General features: G+C 73.1%; 16 protein-coding genes. 11 read left to right on the top strand and 5 right to left on the bottom strand.

Annotated features, from left to right (window positions below):
- Positions 1-7: 7 nt before the first annotated feature.
- Positions 8-244: a hypothetical protein gene (locus ACO06A_RS04920; RefSeq protein WP_421734927.1), complete on the bottom strand. Its 237-nt coding sequence runs from the start codon at positions 242-244 to the stop codon at positions 8-10.
- 497 nt (positions 245-741) lie between these two features.
- Here ACO06A_RS04920 and ACO06A_RS04915 point away from each other — a divergent pair, with 497 nt between their 5' ends.
- The 3 genes from ACO06A_RS04915 to ACO06A_RS04905 all read left to right on the top strand — a co-directional run bounded on the left by ACO06A_RS04915 (position 742) and on the right by ACO06A_RS04905 (position 4,076).
- A complete protein-coding gene (locus tag ACO06A_RS04915) occupies positions 742-2,394 on the top strand; it encodes a glycosyl hydrolase family 18 protein (RefSeq protein WP_421734926.1) in 1,653 nt (550 codons plus the stop codon).
- Between the two features lie 92 nt (positions 2,395-2,486).
- Positions 2,487-3,440, top strand: coding sequence for a matrixin family metalloprotease (locus ACO06A_RS04910; protein ID WP_421734925.1), 954 nt, complete (start codon positions 2,487-2,489; stop codon positions 3,438-3,440).
- A gap of 96 nt (positions 3,441-3,536) precedes the next feature.
- Positions 3,537-4,076, top strand: a complete 540-nt coding sequence (locus tag ACO06A_RS04905; RefSeq protein ID WP_421734924.1) for an AMIN-like domain-containing (lipo)protein — start codon at positions 3,537-3,539, stop codon at positions 4,074-4,076.
- Here ACO06A_RS04905 and ACO06A_RS04900 read toward each other — a convergent pair.
- A complete protein-coding gene (locus ACO06A_RS04900) occupies positions 4,041-4,853 on the bottom strand; it encodes an alpha/beta fold hydrolase (protein WP_421734923.1) in 813 nt (270 codons plus the stop codon). The genes ACO06A_RS04905 and ACO06A_RS04900 overlap by 36 nt on opposite strands.
- 141 nt (positions 4,854-4,994) lie before the next feature.
- Between ACO06A_RS04900 and ACO06A_RS04895 the strand changes: the two genes are divergently transcribed.
- The 4 genes from ACO06A_RS04895 to ACO06A_RS04880 are packed head-to-tail and all read left to right on the top strand — an operon-like array spanning position 4,995 to position 9,621.
- On the top strand, positions 4,995-5,333 hold the full coding sequence (locus ACO06A_RS04895) for a YciI family protein (RefSeq protein ID WP_421734922.1): 339 nt from the start codon (positions 4,995-4,997) through the stop codon (positions 5,331-5,333).
- The gene (locus ACO06A_RS04890) at positions 5,330-6,550 is read left to right on the top strand and encodes an RNA polymerase sigma factor (RefSeq protein ID WP_421734921.1); all 1,221 of its coding nucleotides are present in this window, start codon (positions 5,330-5,332) and stop codon (positions 6,548-6,550) included. The genes ACO06A_RS04895 and ACO06A_RS04890 overlap by 4 nt, the downstream gene beginning before the upstream one ends.
- Positions 6,551-6,595: 45 nt before the next feature.
- A complete protein-coding gene (locus ACO06A_RS04885; protein ID WP_421734920.1) occupies positions 6,596-8,065 on the top strand; it encodes a PQQ-binding-like beta-propeller repeat protein in 1,470 nt (489 codons plus the stop codon).
- Positions 8,066-8,091: 26 nt separating this feature from the next.
- Complete coding sequence (locus ACO06A_RS04880; protein ID WP_421734919.1) at positions 8,092-9,621, top strand: PQQ-binding-like beta-propeller repeat protein; 1,530 nt, start codon at positions 8,092-8,094, stop codon at positions 9,619-9,621.
- A 6-nt stretch (positions 9,622-9,627) separates the two neighbouring features.
- Here ACO06A_RS04880 and ACO06A_RS04875 read toward each other — a convergent pair whose 3' ends face one another.
- Positions 9,628-10,404: an aldo/keto reductase gene (locus tag ACO06A_RS04875; protein ID WP_421734918.1), complete on the bottom strand. Its 777-nt coding sequence runs from the start codon at positions 10,402-10,404 to the stop codon at positions 9,628-9,630.
- A gap of 59 nt (positions 10,405-10,463) precedes the next feature.
- Between ACO06A_RS04875 and ACO06A_RS04870 the strand changes: the two genes are divergently transcribed.
- Both ACO06A_RS04870 and ACO06A_RS04865 read left to right on the top strand, forming a co-directional pair.
- Complete coding sequence (locus ACO06A_RS04870) at positions 10,464-11,945, top strand: glycosyltransferase family 39 protein (RefSeq protein WP_421734917.1); 1,482 nt, start codon at positions 10,464-10,466, stop codon at positions 11,943-11,945.
- 152 nt (positions 11,946-12,097) lie between these two features.
- Positions 12,098-14,119 (top strand): glycosyl hydrolase family 28-related protein, encoded by a 2,022-nt coding sequence (locus tag ACO06A_RS04865; RefSeq protein WP_421734916.1) that lies wholly within the window; start codon positions 12,098-12,100, stop codon positions 14,117-14,119.
- Positions 14,120-14,191: 72 nt separating this feature from the next.
- Here ACO06A_RS04865 and ACO06A_RS04860 read toward each other — a convergent pair whose 3' ends face one another.
- A complete protein-coding gene (locus tag ACO06A_RS04860; RefSeq protein ID WP_421734915.1) occupies positions 14,192-15,469 on the bottom strand; it encodes an alpha-amylase family glycosyl hydrolase in 1,278 nt (425 codons plus the stop codon).
- A 45-nt stretch (positions 15,470-15,514) separates the two neighbouring features.
- Entirely contained in the window at positions 15,515-15,865 is a 351-nt protein-coding gene (locus ACO06A_RS04855; protein ID WP_421734914.1) for an MmcQ/YjbR family DNA-binding protein, read from the bottom strand.
- An 87-nt stretch (positions 15,866-15,952) separates the two neighbouring features.
- Between ACO06A_RS04855 and ACO06A_RS04850 the strand changes: the two genes are divergently transcribed.
- Together ACO06A_RS04850 and ACO06A_RS04845 are read left to right on the top strand one after the other, a co-directional pair.
- Positions 15,953-18,061 carry a hypothetical protein gene (locus ACO06A_RS04850; RefSeq protein ID WP_421734913.1) on the top strand — a complete coding sequence of 703 codons (2,109 nt, stop codon included), beginning with the start codon at positions 15,953-15,955 and terminating at the stop codon, positions 18,059-18,061.
- A gap of 21 nt (positions 18,062-18,082) precedes the next feature.
- Positions 18,083-18,772: a pentapeptide repeat-containing protein gene (locus ACO06A_RS04845; RefSeq protein ID WP_421734912.1), complete on the top strand. Its 690-nt coding sequence runs from the start codon at positions 18,083-18,085 to the stop codon at positions 18,770-18,772.
- Positions 18,773-18,875: the final 103 nt, after the last annotated feature.

Raw genomic sequence — 18,875 nt, 5'->3', positions numbered from 1 at the left:
CCCGCCGCTAGCGAGGCGGGTGCAGCTGCTCCGTCGCCTCAGCCAGCACGCGCTCCAGCACGATGTGCCGGTCGACGGCGCGCAGCAGGGCGTCGTCGTCGCGCCCGCGGCGGGCCTCGTCGACCTCGTGGTGCGCCCGGCTGGTGGCGGCGGCGAGCTGGAACCAGGTGGCCCCGGCGACCTCGCGCCGCACGCGCGCCTCGGTCAGGGGATCGACCCGGTGGTGCTGATCGACGAGCGTCATGTCCCGACTCCTTCGTCCTCGCTCATCTCCATGGTGCGCGCGCCCACTGACAAGGAGCCGGGAGGCGCGCGGCACGGACATGGTGCTCGACGGGCCGTAGCACCCAGGTTCTTTCGTCCTGCGACACGCACCAACAATGCCGCTAACAATGCGCACGTTGCATTGCCTCGCGGCCCTGTGAGGGGCATCCTCCACGGCTCGCCGATGCGGTCATCGCGGTCGCGACACACCGGGGCTCGGCCGTAGTGACACGTTTCCAACAGGGACGACGTCTGCGCCTTCGATGGCCTTCTCGGACATTTCGGACGCCGGTCGTCCGGGCGTCAGGAGATCGCATTCCTGTCGTCGTCGGAGGAGAAATGCTCGATCGGGTGACCCTCGACCGATGTGGCGCCAGGCGTTGACTTCACCCTGTGACCCCGGTTACCGTCCTTGTGAACCATTAGTACACACTCCTTACATATTCGACGCTCCGACGATGGACAGGGGACCGCACGATGGCTTTCGCCAGACACTCCAGCCAGACACCGATGGGCCGACGACGTCCCGTCCTGATCACCACGGCCCTCGCCGCGGTGATCACGCTGCTCGCCGCACTGGTCGCCTCCCAGCCGGCGTTCGCCGCCGGCTCGATCGGCGCCACGTTCACCTCCGCCGGCGACTGGGGCACGGGCCACCAGGTCAACGTCAAGGTCACCAACTCGGGCACCACGGTGGTGAACGGGTGGACGATCGAGTTCGACCTGCCCGCCGGGGACACCATCAGCAGCTCGTGGGACGCCGACGTCACCCGCAGCGGCAACCACTACACCGCCAAGAACAAGACCTGGGCGCCGACGCTGGCACCCGGCGCCTCGCTGACGTGGGGCTACGTGGCGACCGGCCCGTTCAAGAGCCCCGCCACGTGCAGCATCAACGGCGTGGCCTGTACCGGTGGCACCCCCACCAGCACCCCGACGTCCACCCCGACCCCCACGACGACCACCACCCCGACGCCCACCCCGACGCCGACCACCACCACGCCTCCGCCCCCCGGTGGCAAGAAGCTCGTCGGCTACTTCGCCGAGTGGGGCGTCTACGGCCGCAACTACCACGTGAAGAACATCGAGACGAGCGGGTCCGCATCGAAGCTGACCCACATCCTCTACGCGTTCGGCAACACCACCGGCGGCCAGTGCTCGATCGGTGACTCGTACGCGGCCTATGACAAGGCGTACACGGCGGCCGACTCGGTCGACGGCGTCGCCGACACGTGGGACCAGCCCCTGCGCGGCAACTTCAACCAGCTGAAGAAGCTCAAGGCCATGCACCCCGGCCTGAAGGTCATCTGGTCGTTCGGCGGCTGGACGTGGTCGTCCGGCTTCACGCAGGCGGCGGCCAACCCGACCGCGTTCGCCGACTCCTGCTACAACCTGCTCAACGACTCCCGCTGGGCCGGTCTGTTCGACGGCATCGACATCGACTGGGAGTACCCGAACGCGTGCGGCCTGTCGTGCGACTCGAGCGGACCCGCGGCCTTCAACAACGTCATCACCGCTCTCCGCAACAAGCTGGGCAGCGGCAAGCTGATCACGGCCGCCATCACGGCCGACGGCAGCACCGGCGGCAAGATCGACGCCGCCGACTACGCCGCCGGGGCGCAGAAGCTCGACTGGATCATGCCGATGTCCTACGACTACTTCGGGGCGTTCAACCCGAGCGGCCCGACGGCACCGCACTCGCCCCTGACGTCCTACGCGGGCATCCCGCAGGCGGGCTTCAACACGGAGGCCGCCGTCAACAAGCTCATCGGCAAGGGCATCCCGGCCAACAAGATCCTGCTCGGCGTCGGCTTCTACGGCCGCGGCTGGACCGGCGTCACGCAGACGGCTCCGGGCGGCTCCGCGACGGGTGCGGCACCCGGCACCTACGAGGCCGGCATCGAGGACTACAAGGTGCTCAAGACCCGGTGCCCGGCCACGGGGACCGTCGGCGGCACCGCGTACGCCAAGTGCGGCTCGGAGTGGTGGGGCTACGACACGCCCGGCACCCTGGCCGGCAAGACGTCCTGGGCCAAGGGCAAGGGACTCGGCGGCGCCTTCTTCTGGGAGCTGTCGGGTGACACGTCGAACGGCGAGCTGATCAGCGCGCTGTCCACCGGGCTGAAGTAGGCCCCACGCGCAGCCCGGCCGCCGGATACTCTCCCTCCGGCGGCCGGGCTTCGGCGTGCCCGGCCGGGCGGCCCCGAGGAACGAGGAGCGTCGTGGACGGACCTGCTGGGCGCCAGGCCCCGGACGACCTGCCGCGCTCGCCCTCGGGCCGGGTGCCGCAGTGGGTCATCGACGAGGCGGCCGACCGCGGACAGGCCCCGCAGGTGCGTCCGCGAGCTCGCGCACGGAGGTCTCCGGTGCCGGCGGTCGTCGGGGTGCTGGTGCTGGCCCTGGTGGCGGGCGGGGCGTGGGTCGTGCAGTCCGAGCGTCTGCCCCAGCTGCTCGCCTGGGCGGGCGCCCCGCAGCCGACCCCGACGGTGGCCCGCAACCCGGACGCGCCGACCCCGGGCACAGGCGCTGCGGCCGCGCCGCTGGGGACGCCGGCACCGGTCACCGGGCCGAGCACCTCGTTCGCCTACATGGCACTCCAGGACGACCGTGCGACGCCGATCGCCTACGACCCGTGCCGGCCGATCCACTACGTCACCCGCCCGGACGCCGCGCCGGAGGACGGCCAGCAGCTCATCACGGACGCCCTCGCCCGGATCTCGCTGGCCACCGGGCTCCAGTTCGTCGACGACGGCACGACGACCGAGGCGCCCTCCCCGATGCGCGAGCCGTACCAGCTCGACCGCTACGGCGACCGGTGGGCGCCCGTGCTGTTCAGCTGGTCGTCGCCGCGAGAGGACGCCACCCTCGCCGGGTTCGTCGCCGGAGCGGCCGGGAGCGCCCCGGTGAGCCTGGGCGACGGCCCGGACGTCTACGTCACGGGGCAGGTGATGCTCGACGCCCCGCAGCTGGCCGAGGCCGCCACGCATCCCGGCGGCGACGTGCTCGCCCGGGCCACCGTGCTCCACGAGGTCGGTCACCTCGTCGGCCTCGGTCACGTCGAGGACACCACGCAGCTCATGTTCCCGGAGGCGCAGGAGGGGGTCACCGACCTCGGCGCCGGGGACCTGACCGGGCTCGCCGAGCTCGGCCGCGGGGCGTGCGTCCCCGAGCTCTGAGCGACGCCGTTTCACCCGGTATGTCGTGGGCCGTCCGCCGTAAACTGGAGGATCGGGCGTCCATCCGCGAGGCCCGCGCGACGAAGGGGTCGTGCGATGAGGCGTGCATTCCTGTCGGTCGTGCTGCTGGTCAGCGCGTTCCTGTTCGTGCCGGCGTCGCCCGCGACCGCGGCGCCCTACTGCGGTCTCGTGTGGGGATCCCTGGTGAAGTCGGCACCCGGCAACTCCGGGGCTCCGGTGGTGAACGTCCGGACCGGCAGGCACACCTGCTACGACCGGCTCGTGGTCGATGTCGCGGGCGACGTCGGCGGGTACACGGTGTCGTACGTGACCGAGGTGGTGCAGGACGGTTCCGGCGAGCCGATCCCGACCCGGGGCGGCGCCGCGCTGCAGATCACGGTCAACGACCCGGCGTACGACGAGAACGGCAACGCCACCTACTCCCCGGCCGACCGCCTCGAGCTGCGCAACGTCACGGGCTACCGCACGTTCCGGCAGGTCGTGTTCGCGGGGAGCTTCGAGGGGTACACGAGCTTCGGGCTGGGGGTCCGGGCGCGGTTGCCGTTCCGCGTGTTCGTGCTGGACGGTCCCGGCACAGGGTCACGCGTGGTCGTGGACGTCGCGCACCGCTGGTGACCAGACCAGCAGCTGCCGCACGACCTCTGCGGTGGCCAACGGCGGGATGCCGTGGTTCGCGCCACCGGGCACCACCACGTGCCTGGCGTGCGGGAGCAGACCGGCCAGAGCGGCGGCGGACTCCGGCAGGCCTGGCCACGTCTCCGCGCCGGTGATCACCGACGTGGGCACGTCGACTGCGAGCATGGCCGGTGTCGGCACCCCCAGCACCGTCGTGAGGGTCGCGTCGTAGACCGTGCTCTGCGCGATCGCGACGAGGGACGGCCAGGCCGGCGAGGAGCGGATCTGCTCGACGACCGGTGCAGGCAGGCCGATGCCCTCGGTCTGGAACAGGGCGACCGCGTCCCCGGGCCTCCCGTCGGCGACCAGGTTCTCGAGGCGTGCCGGCAGGTCCGCCGCACCCGCGGTCAGGGTGCCCAGCGCGAACGGCGCCTCGTACAGGGCCAGGTGGGTGATCGGCAGCCCGGCCGCGGCCGCGGCGAGCGCCAGGATCCCTCCCGAGGAGTACCCGAACACCGCGGCGCGTCCGCCGGCGACGTCGATGATCGCGGCGAGGTCCTCGAGCTCCCGCTCGATCGCGTACGGCGCCGTGTCGCCGCTGGCCCCGCGGGCGCGCCGGTCGTACGTCACGACCGTGTGGTCTCCCGTCAGGTGCGCGGCAAGCTCGGCGCACGTGGTGTGGTCGTTGAAGGCACCGGTGGTGACGACGATCGCAGGGCCGTGGCCGGCACGGTCATACGCGATCGGGGTGCCGTCGACGGAGGTGAGCGTCTGCATGGGGTGCTCCTGGCAGTCGAAGGGATGCTGTCACCAGGGGGACGAAGAGTGCCTCGGTTCGTGGACACACCGCCCCATGCTGTCCATCGTGGTCCTGCGTGCTCGTCCAGGGAGGACACGACTCGAGAGCGGGGAGCCGCCATGCAGTATCTGTTGCTGATCAGTGCCGACGAGGAGCTCGCGGCGGCGCGGATGCGCGAGGGCGCGTTCGCGTCGTTCGACGCCTGGTTCACCGACCTGGAGCGGCGCGGGGTGCTGCGCGCGCACGTCGGACTGCATCCCAGCGAGACCGCCACGACGGTCCGCCTGCGGGATGGCGAGGTCCTGCTGACCGACGGTCCGTTCGCCGAGGGGCGCGAGCAGGTGGGTGGGCTCGCGCTCGTCGACTGCGCGGACCTCGACGAGGCCGTCGCGATCGCGGCGGCGCACCCCGCGGCGGCCATCGGCCAGGTCGAGGTGCGCCCGGTGCGCACGAGGTGACCGACGAGGTCGAGCGGGTGCTCGCGGACACGTTCGCGCGGGACTGGGGGCGGCTCGTCGCCACGCTCATCCGGCTCACGGGCGACTGGGACCTGGCGGAGGAGTGCACCCAGGAGGCGTTCGCGTCCGCCCTGCGCACCTGGCGGAGGGACGGCATCCCCGACGTGCCGCGCGCCTGGCTCACCACCACCGCGCGCCACCGAGCCATCGACAGGATCCGACGTGAGCGCGTCGGCGCCGAGAAGCTGCGGGCCCTGGTCGCCGAGCCCGCCGAGCGTGCCGAGCCCGACCTCGACGTCCTGGCCAGCGGGATCGCCGACGAACGCCTCCGGCTGCTGTTCACCTGCTGCCACCCCGCGCTGGCACTGTCCTCCCGGGTAGAGCTGGCGCTGCGCGCCCTGTGCGGCCTGACAACCGCCGAGATCGCCCGGCTGTTCGGGGTCCCGGAACCGACGATGGCCAAGCGGTTGGTGCGCACCAAGAGCAAGATCGCCGTCGCGGGCATCCCCTACCGGGTGCCGTCCGCGGCCCAGCTGCCCGAGCGCACGCCCGGCGTCATCGCGGTGCTCTACCTGATGTTCACCGAGGGCTACGCCGCCACCGCGGGCCCGCAGCTGCTCCGGGTCGACGTCTGCCACGAGGCGATCGACCTGGCGCGGGTGCTCGCATGCCTGGCGCCGGACGACCCGGAGGTCGCGGGCCTGCGCGCCCTGATGCTCCTGCACCACGCCCGCGCGCCCGCCCGCACGGACGGCGACGGTCGGCTCGTCCCGCTCGAGGAGCAGGACCGGTCCGCGTGGGACCGCGGCGCGATCGAGGCGGGTCTGGCCGAGCTGCGACGAGCGGTGCAGCGCGGACGCGTCGGGCCATACCAGCTGCAGGCGCTGATCGCGGCGTGCCACGCGACCGCGGTGTCGGCGGCCGACACGGACTGGGGGCGGATCGTCGGCCTGTACGACCAGCTGGTGGAGGTGCTCCCGTCACCTGCGGTGCAGGTGAACCGCGCTGTCGCGGTGGGCATGGACCGCGGCCCGGAGGCCGGGCTCGACGCGCTCGCGTGCGCCGGCGACCATCCCCTGGCCCCCGCGGTCCGCGCTGATCTGCTGCGCCGCCTGGGCCGCCGGGCGGAGGCGGCCGCCGCCTATCGTGAGGCGCTGACCCGCACCTCCAACAGGGTCGAGAAGGAGTACCTGGAGCGCCGGCTGCGGGACCCGTGAGGCTGTGCGCGCGCCGCGGCGGGCCTCCGGGGTTAGTGTCCGGCCATGGCGCGCGGTGCGATGCAGCACGTCGAGCTGGACGAGGCGGCGGAGGTCGCCGAGGCCACTGCGCCCGCCGCGGCCCCGGTTGCGGGCCCCGGGCGCCTCTGGCGGTGGGTCGTCGGCGGCGCCGTGGTGCTGGTCGCGGGCCTGGTGCTCGCGCAGACAGTCCTCGACTCCCGCGAGCGGGCCGCGGCGGAGCGGCTCGCGGCGACCCCGGGCATCGTGCGCGCGATCGACCAGGACGTCGGTGTGCTGTGGCGGCCGGACCCGGCGGCGACGGCGGTGCTGCTCCAGGGGATCGACGCCGGGGGTGCGGCGCTCGGCCTGTCGGTCGCGGACGACGGTTCGCAGGCCTTCGTCGCGCTCGACCAGCGCACCGGGGAGCAGCGGTTCTCCACCTTGCTGTTCGGGGCCGACCCGGACCGGGCGCGCTCGCTGGACAGGGCGGCGGCCGGGACCTGCGTGCCGGTGACCGCCGACGAGGGGCCACCCGCGGAGGCCGCCTGCCTGGTGAGCGACGGGTTCGTGCAGTACGGCGACGAGGGCGTCCAGACCCGCAAGCCCGCGACGAGCACCCGCGTGGTCGTCCTCGACACCGCCGACGGGCACGTGGTCTCCGACTGGTCGGCCCCCGGCGCCACGACGCTCACAGCGTTGCCCGGGCTGGCGGTCGTGGGTGTCCTCGGTCGGGATGCCCGTACCGAGGTGACCGGTCGGGACCTGCGCACCGGCGACGTGCGCTGGCGGTTCAGCCCGCCTCTGCCGGGCGCCGACCGCCGGGCGTTCGCCGGGGAGGTGCGCCTGTTCGCGGTCGACGGGCTGGTCGGTGTCACGATCCCCGGGTGGACCGCCACGATGCTCTCGCCGTCGGGCCAGGTGCTCCGCGCCAGTCGACCCGGGAACGCGGACCACGTGGTCGACCCCGTCGCCGGCCGCGCCGTCCTGCTGTACAGCAGCGGCTCGGGTGGGCTGTGGTCCACGCTGGTCGAGCGGGGGCGTGCGGACGTCGAGCTGACCGGTGAGGTGCTGCCGTTCACGGTCGACGACGGGAGCGTGCCGGACCTGGTGCTCACCTCCGGCGGGAACGTGCGCGGCTGGGACCGGTCCACCGGGGCGGCGCGCTGGAAGTCGGACGTCGTCGCGTCGGTGAACGCGCTGGTCCTTCGGAGGCGGGTGTACCTGAGCACGCAGGCCGGGGTCGTCGCGCTCGACGGCAGGACCGGGGACGTGGTCTGGCGGGGCGCCACCGCCGAGGGGAACGTGCCGGGGTTCCTGGTCACGGACGGCACGCTCCTGGTCGCCGCCGACCAGCCCGTCGCCGGCGGCCCGCGCAGCCAGCTCGTCGCCTACGCCCTGGACGACGGGCGGACGGTCTGGCGCGCCCCCCTCCCCGACGGGCTCCGGTCGAGCGGCGCGCTCGGCCACGTGTTCCTGGGCTGGGGCGACGACGGGCGGCTGGTCGTGCTCGGCTGACCGAGCCGGACGAGTAGGGTCCCGCCATGGCGCGGGGTGGCGGGATGCAGGAGGTCGAGCTGCTCGACGGCGACGGGCCCGTCACCGAGCCCGTCGTGGAGCCGGTGCGGTCGCGGCGGGGGCGCCTCTGGGTCGTGGTCGGCGTCGCGATCGTCGCGTTCCTGCTCGTCGGGACGCAGTGGGCGGTCGACGCCCGGGAGAACGCCGCGATCGCCCGGCTGGCCGCCGTCCCCGGGGTGCTGCCCGCGTTCGGGGACGAGCTCACCGTGGTGCGCACGATCACGCGGGCCGACGTGTACGCGCTCTGGGGCGGGATCACGGCCGCGAACGGGGCGAGCTCCCGCCTCGACGTCGCCGCCGACGGGTCGCAGGCGTTCGTCGCGGTCGACCGGGACTCCGGTGAGACGCTCTGGTCCACGCCCCTGCTCGGGCCGAACGCCGCCCGTGCTGCGTCGCTGGAGAACAGCTTCGGCAGCAGCTGCCAGTCGGACGCCGGCCCGGACGAGGTGGCGACGGTCGCGGTGTGCCTGGTGACCGACGGCTTCACGCGCTACGCGACCGCCGAGGACAGTGCAGGGGGCGACGAGCGCGTGCCGGCGACGACCACCCGTGCGGTGGTGCTCGACCCCGAGGACGGGCGGGTGCTGTCCGAGCGTGCCGTCGACGCCGACGCGCACCTCGCCGTGCTGAACGGGCTCCTGCTGGTGGGCACGAGGGACGCGGCACGCCTGGAGGTCGTTGCGTACGACCTGAGCACCGGCGACGAGCGGTGGACGTACGACGATCCGCGCGCGGGCCTCGACGAGGCCGGCGGGGAGGAGGGCTCGCAGTACTGGGGCTTCCTGCGCGCGGGGGACGTCGTGGTCTACTCCATCGGCAACAGCCTCGGTCTGCTGTCCGCGTCAGGCGAGTCGGTCCGCGACGACCTGTGGTCGAGGTCCGACCGCCAGTACGGCGGGTACGGGACCGACGCCGTGACGGGCAACCTCGTCATCCAGGACTACGCCACCACGGGGGTCCAGTCCACGACGCTGCTCGCGGCGGACGGGGACCCGGACGCCGACGTGCTGCTCGAGGGCGGGCTGATCAGCTTCGTCGTCGACGACGGCAGCGTGCCTGACCTCGTGGTGACCTCGGCCGACCAGGTGTCCGCGTGGGACCGGAGGACCGGGGACCTCCGGTGGGAGGCCGACATGCAGGCCACCGGGTCCGTGCTGGTCGTGCGCGGGAGGGTGTACCTCACGACGGCCACCGGGATCGCCGCGCTCGACGGGCGCACGGGGGCGGTGGTCTGGACGCAGGACCTGACCCCGTCCTCGATCGGGTCCCTGGCCACCGACGGGCGCGACCTGCTGCTGTCGTCCGCGTTCACCGGGGGCAGCATCGACGAGCTCGCCGCGGGCGCGACCGCCAGCGGGATGACCGGGTACGACCTGGTCACCGGGGACACGACCCGCTTCGTCCCGTACCCCGAGGACGTGTTCGACGTCCAGGTCTACGGCGGGATGATCATCGGCTGGTCGCCCACCTCGGACGACACCTACCTGCTGGAGTGAGCCGGCTCAGCGCAGGGCGTCGATCGCGGCCATCTGCTCGCCCGTGAGCTCGAACCCGAGGATGTCCAGGTTGGCCGCGATCCGCTCCCGGCGGGTGGACTTCGGGATGACGACGACGTCGTGCTGGACGTGCCACCTCAGCACCACCTGGGCGGGCGTGACCCCGTGCGCCTCGGCGGCGGCCACGAGGGCGGGAGCCTCCAGGCTCGTCCGCTTGAGCGGGCTGTAGCCCTCCACGACGATGCCGCGCTCGCGGTGGGCGGTCAGCAGGTCGGGGTCGTGGTCGCGGGGGCTGTACGGGATCTGGTTGACCGCGGGGGCCTCGCCGGTGGCGGCGATCAGCTCGTCGAGCTGTGCGATCGAGTAGTTGGACACGCCGATCGAGCGGACCAGGCCCTCGTCGCGCGCCTCACGGAACACCTGCCACGTCTCCGGCGACGCCTGGCGGTGCGGCGGCCAGTGGATGAGCCAGAGGTCCAGGTGGTCGGTGCCCAGCGCGGCGAGCGACTCGGTGAGCGTGCGGCGGGCGCGGCCGGCATGGTCCGGCGGGAGCTTGGTGGTGACGAAGACGTCGTCGCGGTCGATGCCGACCGTGGCCAGTGCCCGGCCGACCTCGGCCTCGTTGCCGTAGCCCGTGGCGGTGTCGATGTGCCGGTAGCCCAGCTGGAGGGCCGCGCTGACCGCGCGCTCGGCCTCGCCGCCCTCCGACTGCCAGGTGCCGAGTCCGACGACGGGGATCTGCCCGCCGGGCAGGGTCAGGGTGGGGATCGGTGCAGTGATCATGCGCACCAGTCTCACCCGGCCCCTGCCGCAGCGCGCGGCCGGTTCGCTACCCTCCGCGTGTGGTCGTCGCCGACGTCGGCCGGCGTCGCGGCGAGCTCCCGCCCGTCAGCTGGCCCTGGGTGCTCGCCGCCGCGGGCGGCCTGCTCGCGCTGCTCGTCGGCCTCTCGTCGCGCTACGGCCCGCACCGCGACGAGCTCTACTTCGTCGCCGCGGGTCGCCGCCTCGCGTGGGGCTACCCCGACCAGCCGCCGCTCACCCCGCTGATCGCGCGGGCGGCGGACGTCCTCGCCCCCGGTTCCCTCGTCGCCCTGCACCTGCCGAGCGCGCTCGCGGCCGCAGCCGTCGTCGTGCTCGCCGCACTGACCGCGCGGGAGCTGGGCGGGCGGACCGGTGCGCAGCTGCTCACGGCCGTGGCCACCGGGACCGGCGTGGTCGTCGTGACCCTGGGGCACATCCTGTCGACGACGACGATCGACACGCTCTTCTGGGTCGTGATCGTGTACGTGGTGCTGCGGACGCTCTCCCGGGACGCGCCGCGCGGCTGGCTGTTGGTCGGGCTGCTCACCGGGGTCGGGCTCCTGGACAAGCACCTGGTGGCGTTCCTGCTCGTCGGGATCGTCGTCGGCATCGCGCTCACCCCGCAGGTCCGGCACCACCTGCTCTCACCGTGGGCCTGGGCGGGCGCCGGGCTCGCCCTCCTGATCTGGCTGCCGAACCTCCTGTGGCAGGCGACGAACGGCTGGCCGCAGCTGGAGCTCGCCGCCGACATCCGCGACGAGTACTCCGGCCTCGGCCCCAGGCTGGAGTTCGTCGGCCTGCTCCTGGTCCAGGTCAGCCCGGTGGCGGCGGCGCTCTGGATCTACGGCCTGGTCCGGCTGCTGCGCGTGCCGTCGCTGGTACGGGCGAGGCCGCTGGCGTGGGCGTTCCTCGTGCTGGTCGTCGTGTTCCTGGTGACCGGCAGCAAGGCGTACTACGTGGTCGGCGCGGTCCCGGTGCTCCTGGCGGCCGGCGCGTGCGGGCTGGAGGAGCGCTGGTCGCGACGAGGTCTGGTGGTCGCCGGCGTCGTGCTCGGGCTCGGCGCGTTCGTCGCGTGGCCGGCCGCCCTCCCTCTGCTGCCCGAGCGGACCTTCGGCGCGTCGGTGTACCCGGAGCTCAACGACGACCAGGCGGAGATGATCGGCTGGCCTGCGCTGGTCTCCACCGTGGACCGGGCGGTCGCGGACAGCGGTGCCCGGCTCGTCGTCACCCAGAACTACGGGGAGGCCGGTGCCCTCGAGTGGTACGGGTCCGACGTGCCGGTGTTCAGCGGTCACAACGGGTACGCGGCGTGGGGACCACCGCCACCCGGCCTCACCGGCCCCGTGGTCCTCGTCGGGTACGAGGGCGCGCCGGCCTGGGCTGTCGGGTGCCGCTCCGTGGGTGTGGTGGACAACGGCGTCGACGTGGACAACGAGGAGCAGGGCGGTGCCGTGCAGGTCTGCGACGGGCCGCGGGGGTCGTGGGCCGACGTGTGGGACGAGGTCAGCCACCTGGACGCCTGACGGCCGGATCTTGCGACGCAGCACGTAAGTTCTTGCATCTGCCCATTCAGTCTTGTCTCCCGGATTGTCCAGAACGTACGGTGTGTCCCGTCCACGCGGCGCGGTGCCCCTTGTCACCTCAGCGCCGTCCCGGCTGCGCAAGGAGGCGCTCCGTGAGGAACACAGTCATCCGGCCCGGTACGGCCCTCGTGATCGCGATCGCCGTGGTCGTCGGCTCGGGCGGTGCGGCGTCGGCCCACGGTCGCCCGCCGGCGCCGGTGCCCACCCCGGTCACCCGGGCAGCCCTCGACCCGGCGCTGGTCACCGGCCGGGGCGCCACCGTCCCGTTCCTCGAGCAGGAGGCCGAGGCGGCCGTCACCACCGGCACGGTCATCGGCCCGGACCGGACCGCGTACACGCTGCCCGCGGAGGCGTCGGGACGCTCGGCGGTGCAGCTCCTGCCCGGGCAGCACGTCGAGTTCACGCTCCCGAAGGCCGCGAACGCCCTCACGGTCCGCTACGCGATCCCGGACTCGGCGACCGGCGGCGGCATCACGGCGCCGCTCGACGTCACCGTGAACGGCTCCGGCAAGCGGACCATGACCCTGACCTCGCAGTACTCCTGGCTGTACAACCAGTACCCGTTCACCAACGACCCCAACGCCGGGCTGCTGCACCCCGACTGGTGGATCACCGAGTGCGGCTGCGTGCCCGCGGCGACCACCCCGACCCCGACGGTCACCACCCCCTTCCGGCCGATGCACTTCTACGACGAGCAGCGCCTGCTGCTCGGCCGCACCTACCCTGCGGGCGCGAAGGTCCGGCTGACCGCCCCGGCGGGCACCACGGCCGCCTGGACCGTCATCGACCTGCTCGACTCCGAGCAGGTGGGCCTGCCGCACGTGCGGCTCAAGGCGGCCAACGTGCTGCTGTTCGGCGCCGACCCGACCGGCCGCAAGGACGCGGCGAACGCGTTCGACAAGGCCATCGCGTTCGCGCAGAAGAAGGACCTGCCGGTGTACGTGCCGCCGGGGACCTACCAGGTGAACCGGCACATCATCGTGGACGACGTCACGATCGAGGGCGCCGGCAGCTGGTACACGACCATCCGCGGGAAGGAGGTCGCCCTGTCGACCCCAGCCCCGGACGGCTCGGTCCACACCGGCGTCGGGTTCTACGGCAAGGACGCGTCGGTCGGCGGCTCGTCGAACGTGCACCTGTCCGGGTTCGCCATCCAGGGTGACGTGCGCGAGCGGATCGACACCGACCAGGTCAACGGCATCGGCGGCGCTCTCAGCGACTCCACGATCGACGGGCTGTACATCCAGCACACCAAGGTCGGGGTCTGGGTGGACGGGCCGATGGACAACCTCGTCGTGACGAACAGCTATCTCGTCGACCAGATCGCCGACGGGCTCAACTTCCACACGGGTGTGACCAACTCCGTCGCGTCGAACAACGTGGTGCGGAACACCGGCGACGACGGGCTGGCCATGTGGGCCGAGCACACGACGAACTCCGGCAACACCTTCGCGAACAACACGGTCCAGACGCCGACGCTCGCCAACGGGATCGCGATCTACGGCGGTCACGACACGACGGTCGTCGGCAACCTCGTCGCCGACCCGATCCGCGAGGGCAGCGCCATCCAGGTGGGGTCCCGGTTCGGCGCCGAGCCGTTCACCGGCAGCCTCTGGATCACCGACAACACGACCGTCCGCGCCGGCACGTACGAGCTCAACTGGAACATCGGGCTCGGCGCGATCTGGTTCTACGCGCTCCAGGGCAACGTCGACGCGGACGTCCAGGTGGTCGGCGACCACTTCCTCGACAACACCTACAACGCGATCATGGTGGTCGCCGACTGGCCGGTGAAGGACCTCTACTCGGTCACCAACCTGCACTTCACGGACATCCGGGTGGACGGCACCGGGACCTCGGTGCTCAGCGCCCGGGCGGCCGGATCGGCGACGTTCGAGAACGTGGACGCCCGCAACGTCGGAGCCGTCGGGATCAACAACTGCGGGACGTTCCACTTCCAGCCCACCGGGTCGGAGTGGTCCTCGATCGACCTGGGCGGCAACGACGGCGGCGGCACCACGGGCCCGTGGTTCGGGTCGTGGCAGCTGCCCAACACGATCACCTGCGACGACCGGCCGCCGGTGGTGGTGCCCCCCGCACCGTCCACCTGGTAGCAGCCACCGCCGGGGGTGCGGTGCAGGGGAGGGCGGTGCGTCGGCTGGATCCGGCGCACCGCCCTCCTCGGCCTACGGGGCGACGACCGCCCAGCCGTGCGGCGCGACGTCATGCCTCTCGCGGCTGGCGTCGTCGCAGGCCAGCACCTCACCGGCCGGCCGGGCGAGCGGCTCGTCGTCCAGGTTGAGCGCGACGAGCAGGGCGTCGTCGCCGTCCCGCACCTCGTACACGAAGGTGGTGTTGGTCAGCGCGACCTGGCTGGTGCGGGCGCGGTGCAGCCACGGGTGCCGGCGCCGCAGGCCGAGGAGGTCCTGGTGAAGGCGGAGCACCGGGTTCTGGGCGATGCCCGGCCCGTCGACGGCGAGCTCCGGACGGACCGCGTCGTCGCCACCCTCTCGCTCCTCCTTCACGCCGGTGAACCCCAGCTCGTCGCCCGCGTAGACCGTCGGGGTCCCGCCGACGGTGCAGAGCACCACGACCGCGTGCGCCCGGTGGCGCGGGTCCTCGATGGTGCTGGCGATCCGGGTGGTGTCGTGGTTGCCGACGAACGTCTGGGGCGCGAACGACTCGAGGAACTCGTCGTGCCGCGTCAGCGACCACGCCAGTTCCCACAGGTTGGCGTCGCTGATGGAGCTCCAGATCGCCTTCCACAGCTCGTACTGGGTGACCGAGTCGACCGTCGACTCCTGCACGAACGCGGGGTAGTCGCCGTGGATGACCTCGGCGACGAACCACGCGTCCGGGTGCTCCGCCCGGACGCGCGGGAGGACCTGCGCCCAGAATGTCGTCGGCACCGCGTAGGCCGCGTCCAGCCGCCACCCGTCCGCTCCGCGGTCCAGCCAGTGGTTCATCACGCGGACCACGTAGTCGACGACGCTCGGGTGCGCGTGGTCCAGCGTCACCAGGGCACCGTGGCCCTCGAACCCGACGAACGCGCCGTCAGCGTCCCGGAGCAGCCAGACCTCGTCGTCGGACCGGCCCTCGATCGCGTCGACCGACCGGCGCGCGATCGCGGAGTCCCGGCCGACGTGGTTGAACACCCCGTCGAGCAGCACCTTGATGCCCCGGCCGTGGGCCTCCGCGACGAGCGTGTCGAAGTCGCCGTCGTCGCCGAGGCGGGGGTCGATGCGCAGGTGGTCCACGGTGTCGTAGCCGTGGGTGGTCGACGCGAACACCGGTCCGAGCAGCAGGCCGGACGCACCGAGGGCCACCACGTGGTCGAGCCAGGCGACCAGGCGGCGGAGGCGGTGCTCGTCGGGACCCGGCGGCTGTCCGGGGAACGCGCCGACCGCGCCCAGCGGGTAGACGTGCCACCAGATCGCGTGGCGGACCCAGTCGGGCTCGGTCATGTGCTCCCTCGTCCCTCGTCGTCCCCCCGGCGAGCGTAGCCGGGCTCAGCCCTCGTCCGGCGGGCCCAGGTGCGGGTACCGGCGCCGGAGCACGGGTGGCGCGGCCCACCACCACGACTCGGCGAGGTGGGCCTGCAACGTCTCGGCATCCACGGTGTCGAGGGCGATGAGCACGAGGTTGGTGCCCGCGTGGTGGTCGGTCGTCGAGTACAGCGTCGGCACCTGCTCCACCAGGGCGAGGCGCTCGCCGTCGTCCTCCACGCGGACCGTGAGCCGGTCGGCGTCCCACATCCGCCCGACCAGGTTGCGGTGGAACCAGGCGGGCTGCCCCCAGCTCTCGCGCTCCGTCACCTCGGGCAGCGCGAGCGCCGACCGCCGGGCGTCGTCGATGTCCATCGCCCCATCCTGCCGTCCACGGAGCGGACAGGGGGTGACAGCGATCGTCGGCTCTCGGCACGCTCTCGGGCGACAGGGGGTGCACGCGTGGTTCTGCTGATGACGGTCGCCGCCGTGTGCTGCGTCCTCCAGCTCGGCGTGCTCGGCTCCTGGGGGCGGTCCGTCCGGCTGACCACCCTGCTGCTCGCGCTGGGCTTCGGCGTCTACGCCTGCGGAGTGGTCGGGGTGGTCCTCCAGATCGCGTGGACGCGGGGGCTGTCGGCGGCCACCGGCTGGTCCCTGCACGACATCGTCGCCGTGGCCGCCTACACGGTGGACCCGGTGATCGAGGAGGTCGTCAAGGTTGCGCCGCTTGTCGTGCTCGCGTGGCGGTGGCCGCGGACGCACCGGCAGCTGGGACTGACCGACCACCTGCTCCTGGGTGCCGCGCTCGGCGTCGGCTTCGAGCTGTTCGAGGCCGCCCTGCGCTTCTCGACCCTGGGCGCGCTGGCGATGTCGGTGCCCGGCGGCTACCTGGTCCGGGCCAACCTCGCAGGCAGCATCACCGTGCCATCGCTGTGGACCTCGTTGACCACCTGGCAGCCGGTGCCGGCCGCGTTCCAGGACCTGTTCGCGTTCGGCTCGTCGGCCGGCGGCGACTCCGTGCAGCACCTGGTGTGGACCGCGCTGGCCGCCGTCGGGGTGGGATGGTTCGTCCGGCGTCGCGACGCCCTGCGCTGGCTCGGTGCCGTCGGGCTCGTGCTCGCCTGCCTGGACCACATGAACTACAACCTGCGGACCGGGTCGGTGCCCGGGTGGATCGAGTGGCTCAGCGACCTCGTCGCGTGGGTCGGGGGGCTGCTCCCCGGGCTGCTGGTCCTGCTGCTGGTGCTGGTCGCCGCGCACGACCGCCTGGTGCAGGCCCGGGTGCGCGGCGTCGAGCGCGGCGTGCTGCTCCCGGGCGAGGCGCCCACCGGCCTCGACCCCCGGCCGCTGCTCGCCGTGGCCCGCACCGGCGTGCCGGTGAGCACCTACGTGACCTGGCGGTTCGTCCTGGCGCGGCGGGCCGCGCTGTTCGCCGTCGACGTCGGCGTGGGGGAGCCGCGCCTGGTCGACGCCGTGGTCGACGACGCCGGACGGCTGGACCGCGCGCGATCCGCTCCGGCGTGGGCGGCCGTCCGGGCGAAGGTGCTGCGTTGGCCGGACCCTCGAGCGCTGGCGTCCTGGCAGTCCGTGCTGTGGCTGCTCGCCGTCGTCCCCGCGCTGGCCTACCTGGTGGTCGGCGGGTTCCCGGCGACACGCGGGATCCAGCAGGCGATGCGGGGGACCACCGGCCTCTGGCTGCTGGTCGCGGCAGGGGTCGCCGCGACGATCCTGGTCGGCCTCCAGCTGCGGCCGCTCGCCGTGGCGACGAGGGCCGTGGCCGACCCGACCATCCACGAGGCGCGCGGACGCCTCCAGCTGAGGCTCGGGACCGCGTGCGCCGGACTGGCGGCGGGAGCGGCGACCGTGCTGGTCGGCGTGCTCCAGCGCGACGCCGGGCAGCACCTGGTGAGCAACCTGCACGCGCTCGACGCGCTCGGCGACGCGCTGATGATCCTCGGCATCGCCCTGTTCGTGGCCTCCCTGTTCCTCTACCCGCCGGTCGGGCTGATGGTCATCGCCTCCACGGGCGAGCTGGTCCTGGTGAGCACCGTGACCTCGGCCTTCCTGACCGCCGCGGGTGCGTCCGCCGCCCTCGCGGGAGCCGGCGTGATGCTCAACGAGGCGTCCTCGTCCAGCGGATCGAGCTCCGGCTCTGGCTCTGGCTCCGCCGGCGACGCTGCCGCGGCCCGCGCCCGACGGATCGACGAGCTCGCCGGCGACCCCGCGCACGGCGGCAAGATCACCGACGCCAGCCGCGCGGAGGCCGAGGTCGGCGTCGGGCTCGAGGAGTCCGGCGCGGTCCGCGGGCTGCGACGGTCGGCCAACGAGGCCGAGGAGTTCATCGACGACGCCGGCCGGGCCTGGGACGTCAAGGCGTTCCACAGCGAGCGCGGCCGGTTCAACCTCGACGCGGCGATGCGGAAGATCTCCCAGGAGATGAACTGGTCGAACGAGAACATCATGCTCGACACCAGGAACCTGTCGTCGAGCGACCTGTCCTCCCTCCGAGAGGCAGTCGAGGCCGCGACGGCGCGCGGCGAACTACCGTTGCGGGTGCTGTGGTGGCCGTGACGATGACGGGAGTGATGGCTCGTGCCTGACTCGACGCTGCCCGACGCCGTCGCGGCCCATGTGCGCTGGCGGAGCACCGACGGACGCGAGGGTGCCCGGCTGGACACCACCGGGCTGGACCTGGCCGGTGCCGACCTCGTGGGACTCGACCTGGCCGACGCCGTGCTCGTCGGCGCAAACCTGCGCGGAGCGGACCTGCGCGGCACCGACCTGTTCGGCGCAGCGCTGCACGGCGCCGACCTCCAGGACGCCGACCTGTCCGGAGCCCAGCTGGGCAAGGCCGACCTGTCCGGCGCCCGAGCGCGAGGTGTGCGACTGCACCGCGCGCGACTGGTCCGCACCGATCTCGACGGAGCCGACCTCACCGGCGCCGACCTCTCCCGCGCCTACCTGGTCAAGACGGACCTGTCGGGAGCGGACCTCAGTAGCGCGGACCTGAGCGAGGCCGACCTGCACCTGGTGTTCGTCGCCGGCTCGACGTGGGACAGCACCTCCGCGCGCGACTCACGCGGGACGCTCGCCGGGCCGGACGTCCCGGTGACACTCGTCTTGTCGGGCGCGCCGACGCAGGTCACGGTCGCGGAGCTCATCGCCCGCCTCGCCGAGGGAGGTGCCCGGCTCGAGGTGCACCCGGAGCGCTCGGCGGTCCCGGAGACGACCCCGTGGCGGTGGCCCGCCGATCCTGACCACCCGGCGGTCACGGTCCAGTAGGGGTTCGGAGGCTGACCTCCGGGCGGTAGACCGATGCCGCCGCGTGGATACGCGGTTGCGGCCGGGCGGGTGTTGCGGGCGGGCCCCCCTGGCGGCGGACCAA

This window comes from Cellulomonas sp. (assembly GCF_965229465.1).
Taxonomy (GTDB): domain Bacteria; phylum Actinomycetota; class Actinomycetes; order Actinomycetales; family Cellulomonadaceae; genus Cellulomonas.
This window is presented reverse-complemented; position numbering and strand designations above follow the sequence as displayed.

Excerpts from the sequence above, each read along its gene's own strand:
- ACO06A_RS04920 (WP_421734927.1), bottom strand. The coding sequence starts at position 244 with ATGACGCTCGTCGATCAGCACCACCGGGTCGATCCCCTGACCGAGGCG.
- ACO06A_RS04915 (WP_421734926.1), top strand. The coding sequence starts at position 742 with ATGGCTTTCGCCAGACACTCCAGCCAGACACCGATGGGCCGACGACGT.
- ACO06A_RS04905 (WP_421734924.1), top strand. The coding sequence starts at position 3,537 with ATGAGGCGTGCATTCCTGTCGGTCGTGCTGCTGGTCAGCGCGTTCCTG.
- ACO06A_RS04900 (WP_421734923.1), bottom strand. The coding sequence starts at position 4,853 with ATGCAGACGCTCACCTCCGTCGACGGCACCCCGATCGCGTATGACCGT.
- ACO06A_RS04895 (WP_421734922.1), top strand. The coding sequence starts at position 4,995 with ATGCAGTATCTGTTGCTGATCAGTGCCGACGAGGAGCTCGCGGCGGCG.
- ACO06A_RS04885 (WP_421734920.1), top strand. The coding sequence starts at position 6,596 with ATGGCGCGCGGTGCGATGCAGCACGTCGAGCTGGACGAGGCGGCGGAG.
- ACO06A_RS04880 (WP_421734919.1), top strand. The coding sequence starts at position 8,092 with ATGGCGCGGGGTGGCGGGATGCAGGAGGTCGAGCTGCTCGACGGCGAC.
- ACO06A_RS04875 (WP_421734918.1), bottom strand. The coding sequence starts at position 10,404 with ATGATCACTGCACCGATCCCCACCCTGACCCTGCCCGGCGGGCAGATC.
- ACO06A_RS04860 (WP_421734915.1), bottom strand. The coding sequence starts at position 15,469 with ATGACCGAGCCCGACTGGGTCCGCCACGCGATCTGGTGGCACGTCTAC.
- ACO06A_RS04855 (WP_421734914.1), bottom strand. The coding sequence starts at position 15,865 with ATGGACATCGACGACGCCCGGCGGTCGGCGCTCGCGCTGCCCGAGGTG.